This is a genomic window from Acinetobacter sp. TYF_19 (genome assembly GCF_043105125.1).
In the GTDB taxonomy this organism is placed as follows: Bacteria; Pseudomonadota; Gammaproteobacteria; order Pseudomonadales; family Moraxellaceae; genus Acinetobacter; species Acinetobacter johnsonii.
In genome coordinates, this window is sequence record NZ_JBICLH010000091.1 from 1 (window position 1) to 9,303 (window position 9,303).

At 41.4% G+C, this 9,303-nt stretch carries 8 protein-coding genes and 1 pseudogene; 5 read left to right on the forward strand and 4 right to left on the reverse strand.

The features are described 5' to 3' along the window. Positions 1 to 165 precede the first annotated feature (165 nt). A complete protein-coding gene (locus tag ACF8FD_RS16340) occupies positions 166 to 360 on the forward strand; it encodes a hypothetical protein (RefSeq protein ID WP_004694700.1) in 195 nt (64 codons plus the stop codon). A gap of 455 nt (positions 361 to 815) precedes the next feature. On the opposite strand, the gene ACF8FD_RS16345 is transcribed toward ACF8FD_RS16340, so the two are convergent. After that, complete coding sequence (locus tag ACF8FD_RS16345) at positions 816 to 1,601, reverse strand: 3-hydroxybutyrate dehydrogenase (protein ID WP_205667007.1); 786 nt, start codon at positions 1,599 to 1,601, stop codon at positions 816 to 818. Positions 1,602 to 1,637: 36 nt separating this feature from the next. Next, positions 1,638 to 3,062, reverse strand: a complete 1,425-nt coding sequence (locus tag ACF8FD_RS16350) for a GntP family permease (protein WP_078426036.1) — start codon at positions 3,060 to 3,062, stop codon at positions 1,638 to 1,640. A gap of 573 nt (positions 3,063 to 3,635) precedes the next feature. On the opposite strand from ACF8FD_RS16350, the gene ACF8FD_RS16355 reads away from it, so the two are divergent. The 4 genes from ACF8FD_RS16355 (at position 3,636) to ACF8FD_RS16370 (ending at position 6,750) form a co-directional block, all read left to right on the forward strand. Continuing rightward, a complete protein-coding gene (locus ACF8FD_RS16355; protein ID WP_205667008.1) occupies positions 3,636 to 4,517 on the forward strand; it encodes a LysR family transcriptional regulator in 882 nt (293 codons plus the stop codon). Between the two features lie 237 nt (positions 4,518 to 4,754). Further along, entirely contained in the window at positions 4,755 to 5,459 is a 705-nt protein-coding gene (locus tag ACF8FD_RS16360) for a CoA transferase subunit A (RefSeq protein WP_205667009.1), read from the forward strand. Positions 5,460 to 5,461: 2 nt separating this feature from the next. After that, positions 5,462 to 6,109: a CoA transferase subunit B gene (locus ACF8FD_RS16365; protein WP_205667010.1), complete on the forward strand. Its 648-nt coding sequence runs from the start codon at positions 5,462 to 5,464 to the stop codon at positions 6,107 to 6,109. A gap of 254 nt (positions 6,110 to 6,363) precedes the next feature. Further along, positions 6,364 to 6,750, forward strand: a complete 387-nt coding sequence (locus tag ACF8FD_RS16370) for a carboxymuconolactone decarboxylase family protein (protein WP_205667011.1) — start codon at positions 6,364 to 6,366, stop codon at positions 6,748 to 6,750. A gap of 97 nt (positions 6,751 to 6,847) precedes the next feature. Here the strand turns inward: ACF8FD_RS16370 and ACF8FD_RS16375 are convergent, their stop codons facing one another. Both ACF8FD_RS16375 and ACF8FD_RS16380 read right to left on the reverse strand, forming a co-directional pair. Continuing rightward, positions 6,848 to 9,004 carry a TonB-dependent receptor gene (locus tag ACF8FD_RS16375; protein ID WP_348649030.1) on the reverse strand — a complete coding sequence of 719 codons (2,157 nt, stop codon included), beginning with the start codon at positions 9,002 to 9,004 and terminating at the stop codon, positions 6,848 to 6,850. Positions 9,005 to 9,080: 76 nt separating this feature from the next. Beyond that, positions 9,081 to 9,242 (reverse strand): annotated as a pseudogene (locus ACF8FD_RS16380) (hypothetical protein); the annotation flags it as partial. Positions 9,243 to 9,303: the final 61 nt, after the last annotated feature.

Here is a 9,303-nt window from a genome sequence, read left to right on the forward strand (position 1 = left end):
TTTCAAACTAAAAAATTGCTTAGGATTTAAAGCGAATACACTAATGGTATTTCTATGACAACGATACGATTACTTGTTGATTTTATGTATAAAAGAATAAAGTTTGCACATTTTAAAATGACTTCATGCTACTATCTTTTCATTAAAAACTATTGGATCTATGACATGGAAACCCTAGTACTTGAACTGATCAAACCACTCACACTGACAAAAGAAGACTTTCCACCAATTAACTTTGAAGAAGGCACTGTGCTCAAAGTTCTCATGAAAACACCTACAGGTTACTTGGTAACAGCGGACTCTCGTTTTAATTTTACGGTGTCTTTTGATGATGAAAATCAAGTATGGCAGAAGCTTTAATTTGCAACGCTCTTTAATAAAAGAATAATCCACTCAATAAGATAAAAATAAAAACCATCTTTTTTTATTGATTTAAAACTGATTATTTTTATTAAAATTTAGTTTTTTATACCCAATCAGCAAATGAATACCGTGCTGAGAGTTTTCTGTACCTATTGATTTTGTGATTTCTGAGGCTCATTTGTATCATCGTTATGCATCTATTTTACCGTTAATCTATTGATTTAATTGATCTACATTAAATCTTCCATCCTAGACGTTTAAACATTGAACTATAAATCAGAAAAAGAGAAAGGATTTGAAAATCTTTAGTCTATAACTCTATATTTACCGACTCATTCACCAAGCTCACCACTTATTTAAACCTAGATATTTCTGTAATACCTATCGCTATAAAAAAGCCTCAGATACGAACATCCAAGGCTTTTCAATTTTTAAACGTGTGCTGAGCTAAGTTATTGCGCGGTATAACCACCATCCATCACCACGGCTTGACCCGTTACACCACCCGCCTTATCACTGGCAAGGAAGATTGCATAATCCGCAATTTCTTCGACACTGAGTAAGCGTTTTTGCGGCACCATCGCCAAAATCACATCTTCTAATGCACTTTGTTCACTGACATTTCGGGTTTTAGCCAAGTCATGAATTTGACCGCGTACCAACGGCGTATCGACATAGCCTGGACACAGAGCATTCACAGTGATGCCATCGCGCGCGCACTCTAAAGCCGCAACTTTGGTCAAACCAATCACACCATGCTTAGCACTGTTATAACCAGCCTTTCCAGCAAATCCAATCAGACTGTTAATCGAAGCCATATTAATCACGCGACCAAACTGCTGTGCTTTCATGATTGGAAATGCGTACTTAATGCCAATGAACGACCCCACCAACATGACATTAATCAACTTTTGATAGACTGCAGTTGGAAAGTCTTCAATCACTGCAACATGCTGAAAACCCGCATTATTGATGAGGATGTCCAACCGCCCATAGGTTTTCTGAGTCAGTTCAATCGCAGCTTTATACGCTTCTTCATCGGTCACATCGCAAGGCGCAGACAATGCTTCAAAGCCTTGCTTTTGAAGTGCCGCCACAGTTTCAGCACACTTCTGGGCATTCATATCAGAAATGACAACTTTGGCACCTTCACTGGCAAATTTCTTTGCAATTTCATGTCCAATACCACTCGCTGAACCTGTAATAAATGCCACTTTATCTTTTAACAGTTGACTCATCATGTACTCCGTTGTCTTCTTTTTAATTCCAAAGTCTTAAACAATACCAAACCAAGTAAAGGCAGCAATAGCAACAAATACCGCGATGGTTTTAATAATGGTGATGGCAAAAATGTCTTTATAAGATTGTTTATGGGTTAAACCTGTGACTGCAAGCAAGGTAATCACGGCACCGTTATGCGGTAAGGTATCCATACCACCAGAGGCCATCGCAACAATACGGTGCATCACTTCGGGTGGAATCCCCATGGCTAGAATCGCAGCATTGTATTGATCAGCCATCGCACTTAAAGCGATACTCATACCGCCAGAGGCTGAACCTGTCACGCCTGCCAATACTGTCGTGGTGACCGCACCATTGACCAGTGGATTGGTAAAGGTATTGCCCAATGCATGACTAATGATCGCAAAGCCCGGTAAAGCCGCAATGATCGCACCAAAACCATATTCAGATGCGGTATTCATCACGGCAAGTAAAGACCCGCCAATACTGGCATTGACACCATCTTTGAAGCCCGTATAGACACGACGGAAATCAAATGAAATTGCCGCGATAATACCCACAATTAAGGCTAAACCCACGGCCCAAATGGCAGAAGTTTTGGCAACATCGACGGTGTAAGCTGCAAGTCCAATAGCATTGAAATCAAAACCGTTTGGATACCATTCTTTAATTGCAGTGGATAAATACTTATTGGTCACGGCAACTAAAATGAGGGGTACAAAAGCCAACCATTGACGTGCGGTAGAACCATTTGATGTTGTATCTAAGTTTTGTTTAAGTTGTTGTTGCTCGGCTTCTGTCAGCTCAATACCTGTGGCATAACCATCGCCATTTCGAGCAGCTACACGGCGACGCCATTCCAAATAGCTCAGGCCCGTTGCTAGAACAAATACACCACCAATCAAACCAAGAAAAGGCGCTGCATAAATATCTGTACCAAAAAAGGTCGTCGGAATAACGTTTTGAATTTGCGGGGTTCCCGGCAAGGCATCCATGGTAAAGGTAAATGCACCAAGGGCAATGGTTCCCGGAATCAAACGCTTTGGAATGTTGGCTTGTCTAAAGAGTTGATTTGCAAATGGATAAACTGCAAAGACCACCACAAAGAGACTGACGCCGCTATAGGTTAAAATCGCCCCTAAAAGTACAACAGTTAACATCGCATTTTTAGAACCAATCAGGTTCACAATGGTTTTGGCAATGGATTCTGCAATCCCTGACATTTCAACCACTTTACCGAAAATGGCACCGAGTAAAAACACCAAGAAATAATCTTTAATAAACCCAACCATTTTGGGCATAAATACGCCTGAATAAAAAGGCAAAACGTTAGCGGGGTTAATCAGTAAAACCGCTAACAAGGCACAAATTGGTGCCATAAGAATGACAGAAAAACCCCTGTAGGCTGTATACATCAGTAGCCCAAGAGACAATAAAATTACACCCAAATCCCACATATTTTTTACTCCATCCTTAAAGAAAATATGTCTTGATGTGCTGTGATATTAATGGCGAATGATGTCAAATCTAGTTGAGTCACAGTGCAATCAGCCTGTGTAGAAAGACCGAATACGCATTCATAGACCGTCTATTTCCCTCATGACGAGATGTCTATTTGCACTCTGATCTATGTACTATATTTATCCATCAGAGCATTAATATTTCAGCTTATGGGTCAGACTATAATGCATATAAACCCACACATTGTTTGAAAATAATCATTGAGTAAGAAGAAAAATTGATTAATATCCAAGCCCTAGCAAGACTGATAAAACTAATTGCATCAAGTTAAAGTTAAAATTTCACAATCGCACGAAATGACTATTTTTATATTTTTCATTCAGTTAAAACATATTTTTACAGACTATCAAGTTGTTCGATTTATACTGCTTTGACGACTTGATAAAAATGCACCCACTTCCATCACTTGATCTGTTTTGACCGTCTGTTGTATTTTTCATGTAAACCATTTGAGAAAAACACGTTCATTTTCATTCAACATCGTGTTGCATCATTGCTCAGGGAAGCTCATGACACTCAAACAATTAAAAGCCTTTTTGGTCCTTGCACGTACGCTTAATTATGCTAATGCAGCCAATGAACTATGTCTGAGCCAATCAGCTCTGAGCTTAAGCATTAAAACATTAGAAGAAGAACTGGGTGGAAAACTGTTTAAACGCAACACGCGTCGGGTAGAAATCACCCTTGAAGGTCAGTCCCTCATTCCCTATGCCAAAAAGCTCTTGGCCAACTGGGAGGATATGGAAAAAGATGTCAAACAGCGCTTTAAACTCAACCGTGGCACTTTAAATATTGCCTCAATGCCCTTCGCCACTCATGCGGTACTCCCCGAAGTGATGCATGATTTTGCACAGCAGCACCCCAACATCAGTTTTTCAATCCATGACATCACCAATGAAAAAATCATTGAAAAGGTTCAAGAAGGCATTTTTGAGATTGGTATTTGTTTTGAACCCAAGGCCAATGACCAACTGATTTTTCAGCCTATATTCAATGAAGACTTTTTAGCTCTCTTGCCCAAACACCACGTCTTAGCCAAACAAAAAAGCGTGACATGGCTTGAACTCTGCTCTTGTCCTTTTGTGACCTTACAAAACCCCTCGATTATTCGCCATGTGATTGAGGAACATTGTGCTGCGCATCAAGTGGTGCTGGATTTAAAAGTCGAATGCCACCAAATCAGTTCGCTTTCACACTTTGTTGCCTACGGTATGGGCGTGAGTGCTATTCCACGACACTTCCAAAAATTCATCGATCTTGAAAAAAATGTGTTGGTTGAAATTGAGGACAATCAAGCACAACTCGCGGTGGGCATTATTTATAAGAAAGATTATGAACTGTCTAACATTTCGTCCCAATTTATTGAAACCACACTTTGGCATCATTTCTAAGCTAAGCTCTCTCCCCTTCTCTGGACGAAACTGAAGCTAAACCTTGATAGCTCAGAATAAGCCGTATGATTATTTGCATGGCTTTACCACATGCTTTGACTCTTCTTTTATTTATTTTTCTCCGTAAATATCCTGCATTAATGAGTTTTTCTTATTATACGTTAGAAAGATTCAATTTCTAAAAAGTACAGCGCAATGCTAAAAAAATAACAAGCAAGGAAGATCAGGATATAAAAGATGAATAAAGTCGTCGCAAATGCAGCCGAAGCATTGGCTGATGTGGTTGCCAATAATCAAACTGTTGCCGTGGGTGGTTTTGGCCTCTGTGGTATTCCAGAAGCATTAATTGATGCCTTAAAAGATACAGGTGTCACAGGTTTAATCTGTATTTCAAATAATGCAGGTGTGGATGGCTTCGGTTTAGGTAAATTATTAGAAACCAAACAAATTAAAAAAATGATTGCCTCTTATGTCGGTGAAAACAAAGAGTTTGAGCGACAGTATCTCAATGGTGAGCTTGAAGTTGAGCTCACCCCGCAAGGTACACTCGCAGAAAAACTACGTTCAGGCGGCGCAGGTATTCCTGCATTTTTCACCCAAACAGGTGTAGGCACCCTCATTGCCGAAGGCAAAGAAGTCCGCGACTTTGATGGTCGTCCGCATATTCTAGAAATGTCCCTTACTGCGGACATTGCTTTAGTGAAAGCCTACAAAGCCGATAAAGCCGGCAACTTGGTATTCCGTAAAACAGCACGTAACTTTAACCCTGACTGTGCCATGGCAGGCAAATTCACCATTGCCGAAGTTGAACAAGTGGTTGAAATTGGTGAAATCGATCCAGATGACATCCATTTACCAGGTATCTACATCAACCGTGTGGTACTGAACGCCACTCCCAAAAAGCAGATCGAACAACTGACCATTAAAGCAGAGGAAGCTTAATCATGGCTTGGACACGTAATGAAATGGCGCAGCGTGCTGCCCTTGAACTCGAAGATGGTTTTTATGTCAACTTAGGTATTGGCTTACCGACTTTAGTGGCCAATTATTTGCCAGAAGGGATCAATGTTTGGTTACAGTCAGAAAATGGCTTACTCGGCATTGATGAATTTCCAACCCGTGATGCAGTCGATGCAGACTTGATTAATGCAGGAAAACAAACTGTCACCGCACGTAAAGGGGCTGCATTTTTCTCAAGCTCAGAATCTTTTGCCATGATTCGGGGTGGACATGTCAATATTGCTATTTTAGGTGCAATGGAAGTCTCTGAAACAGGCGACTTGGCAAACTGGATGATTCCGGGTAAAAAAGTCAAAGGCATGGGCGGTGCTATGGACTTGGTTTCTGGTGTACAAAAAGTCGTGGTTCTGATGGAACACTGTGCCAAAGATGGCACGCCAAAAATTGTGCCTCAATGTACCCTACCACTCACGGGTAAAGCTGTCGTCAGCCGTATCATTACTGACTTAGGCGTGATGGATATCACTGCTGAAGGTATGAAACTGGTTGAACTGGCAAGCGATGTGAGCCTAGAACAAATCCAGAAAGCGACTGGATTAGAACTTATCATCAATGACTTTAAAGCCGCTTAAATACAAAACAGCATCATTCAAAGCAGCTTCGTCTGCTTTCTTATTGGGCTCAATCAAAAAGATTTTCAGTTAGAAAAGGCTTCTTTATAGCCTTTAAATCAGACATAAAAACCATCATCACCTTGTTCAAGAGCATCTCTATACTCCCGAATTTAGCGAATGATGACTCCCGGGCACATCTTTTTAACCCAAATAGCTGATGAAAAACTAAGCCGCTCGGCTACTATATTTGCATTCCACATTCAGAGGTTCCCATGTCACAACAAGATTATGAAAATGGTTTAAAAGTTCGCACAGAAGTCATGGGCGAATTTTTTGTTAAACGTGCTCAAGACAATACTGTACCTTTCACCCAACCTTTGCAGGACTGGATTAATGAACATGCTTGGGGCTCAACATGGCAACGTGAAGGTGTTTTACCGCGTAAATATCGCTCGTTAATTACTATTGCATTTTTGACGGCACAAAAAAGTCCAACTGAGCTGAAAGGTCACGTTCGTGGTGCGTTGAATAACGGTGCAACGGTTGAAGAAATTCAAGAAGTCCTTTTACACAGTTTGCCTTATTGCGGCGCACCTGCGACTCAAGAGGCGTTCCGCGCTGCGCTGGAAGTGATTCAGGAATATCAAAGCCATTCATAAATAGATTATGCGCCATACAAAAGCGTTTTTTGCAGTCGCATGGCGCGATTCATCTGGTTTGGCTATGCAGCATTTTTCCCTAGCCAAACCATTTCCATTAAAAGGCTTTGGTTACACTCATGCCAACGCTAAAGTTTCGACCATCGGCAGGTTCAAAGAAGCGACTATTGCCGTCATTCACAATCACTGAGCCAACATAGTTACGGTCAAACAAATTATCGACTCGGGCATAGCTGTTGACTTTCCAGTCACGGTTTACCCATAAATAGCCGACATTTGCAGCCACAACGGTATAACTTGGTGCAGTATCTGAGTTGATATCATCGACATAAATTTTATCCATATAGCGTGCTTCTAAGCCTGCTTGGAAGCCCTGTTCAGGTTGCCATGCAATACGGGTAAACGCTTGATTTTTAGCAATTCCAGGAATATATGTCCCTTTTTCAATCAAAGGCTTGGTGGTGGTTGCTGCAATATCGGCATCAAAAGTGGCGTCCAAATAACTATAGCTTGCACTAAGTTTTAGATCCTGCCAAAGCTGGTGTTGCCAAGCCAGCTCAGCGCCTTGTCGTAAGGTTTGCTCTGCATTACGAAATGTATTGCGTCCCGCATTGGCATCATCAGGCACGATGTCATTTTTAGTAACAGTATTGAAAACTGCCAATGTAAACATTCCAAATGCGTTTTGGGATTTTAACCCCAGCTCATAGGTATCACTGCTTGCAGGTTTTAAATCGAAATTAATTCCCGATGTGGCCAATGTCGGATAAGCCATTTCGGTAAAGGTTGGAGTTTCAAAGCCTTTACCATAACTGGCATAAGCATAAAGTTCAGGTAAAATTTCCCAGCCTAAAGCCACGGAAGGCAATAATTTTTGATAATCCGTTGAACCACTGTCATCACCATTGCCAGCTACAATGTAATGATCATCTGACTCATAATGTACATTGCTATAGCGTAAACCTGTATCAAGATGCCACGTGGGTAAGAACTGCCATGAGGCTTGTACATATGGATCTAAATTCCACAAGGTATTATTTTCATTACGGCGTAAATCACCTTTCACGCCATAGCGACCAGTATCATCATAGTTTTCATAACCTTTCCGGTCTTCGACCATCCGGTCTAAAGCCACACCTGCAACTAAAGTTATATTCGGTAAAACTTCTTTCCCTGTCCAACGGAAGTCCGCACCATAATAATCTCGGTCAAAGTCAATTACGCCACCTGCATGGCGAGGATTAAGTTGTGAAGAGTTTGGTATACATTCCCCTGTAACTTTATTTATCCCACATTTAGGAATTGACTGATATTGTACGACCTGTCGGTTGCCCAAATAGAACATGCTATATAGCTCTTGCTGATCATTCAGCGGCTTAGTCCACGTCAGTCCTGTTTGGGTTTGTTCAATTTCTTTACGGACATTATAGGTGTTTTTGCTGTCATTGACTTGTTTTGGATTGGCTTTCCACTGCTCATGCTTTAGACCTTGTGGGTCGTCGGCATCAATATCGACACGGTTCATCACCCAGTTGATTTTACTGCCATCCTCTAAGTTCCATGTCAGTTTGGCATTATTCAGTACTTTTTGCGCTGCACTATGGTCTCGAAAACCATCGGTATCAAAATAAGAGGAACTAATCACATAAGCGGGTTGATTGGCCTGTTCAGAACCCCCTTGTAATTGGATATTGGCTTGTTGCTTATGGTGGCTGCCTGCATTGAGTCCCACTTGGATTGAGTCTTTCCCTTGTCCTTCTTTGGTCTCAGCCAAGATGGTTCCACCTGATGAGTTACCATATAAAGATGAAAATGGCCCTGTCAGCACTTCGATGTGATCCAAACTATTGAGGTCAATATTGGAACTTTGCCCTTGACCATCAGGCATGGTCGCAGGAATACCATCGACATACATCCGAATGCCACGCACGCCAAAAGTCGAACGAGCGCCAAAGCCACGCATCGAAATCTGCAAGTCTTGCGCATAGTTTTCACGGTTATTAATTTGTAAGCCTGCAACCCCTTGTAATACTTCAGATAGATTCACATTGACATTGTTTTGTACTGTAGCCGCTTGGACTTTTTGAATGGATGCAGAAGTCGATAACAACTCGCTATCGATATGTACCGCTTGGACGGTGATGACAGGAAGTTGATATTCTGTCGTTTCTGCATAAGCATGCATAGATTGTAGAATAACCGCAGTCAATAAGGCTTGTTTAAAAGGCGCAGGTATCAAATAAGTTAATCGCACAATATTTCCTTGCTTGTTATTACCATAAAAATAGGAAGCCTATCATCTCGACAGGCTTCCCATACAATAAAACGTTTTAATCGGCTAAGCTATACGCAACCACATAATCACCATGATCAGGCGACTGACGTGCCCCACCCGCGGAAATGACCACATATTGCTTGCCTGTTTTTGGAGAAATGTAGCTCATCGGTGTACCTTGGCTACCTACGGGTAAACGCGCTTTCCATAACTCTTCACGGCTTTGTTGCACAAAGATTTGAAATGCAAAGCGCCCCTAATTGAGCCAAATTTAAGGC

Bases quoted from the DNA above. Each gene is read 5' to 3' on its own strand.
- ACF8FD_RS16355 (WP_205667008.1), top strand. From the start codon at position 3,636: ATGACACTCAAACAATTAAAAGCCTTTTTGGTCCTTGCACGTACGCTT.
- ACF8FD_RS16370 (WP_205667011.1), top strand. From the start codon at position 6,364: ATGTCACAACAAGATTATGAAAATGGTTTAAAAGTTCGCACAGAAGTC.
- ACF8FD_RS16350 (WP_078426036.1), bottom strand. From the start codon at position 3,062: ATGTGGGATTTGGGTGTAATTTTATTGTCTCTTGGGCTACTGATGTAT.
- ACF8FD_RS16360 (WP_205667009.1), top strand. From the start codon at position 4,755: ATGAATAAAGTCGTCGCAAATGCAGCCGAAGCATTGGCTGATGTGGTT.
- ACF8FD_RS16345 (WP_205667007.1), bottom strand. From the start codon at position 1,601: ATGAGTCAACTGTTAAAAGATAAAGTGGCATTTATTACAGGTTCAGCG.
- ACF8FD_RS16365 (WP_205667010.1), top strand. From the start codon at position 5,462: ATGGCTTGGACACGTAATGAAATGGCGCAGCGTGCTGCCCTTGAACTC.
- ACF8FD_RS16340 (WP_004694700.1), top strand. From the start codon at position 166: ATGGAAACCCTAGTACTTGAACTGATCAAACCACTCACACTGACAAAA.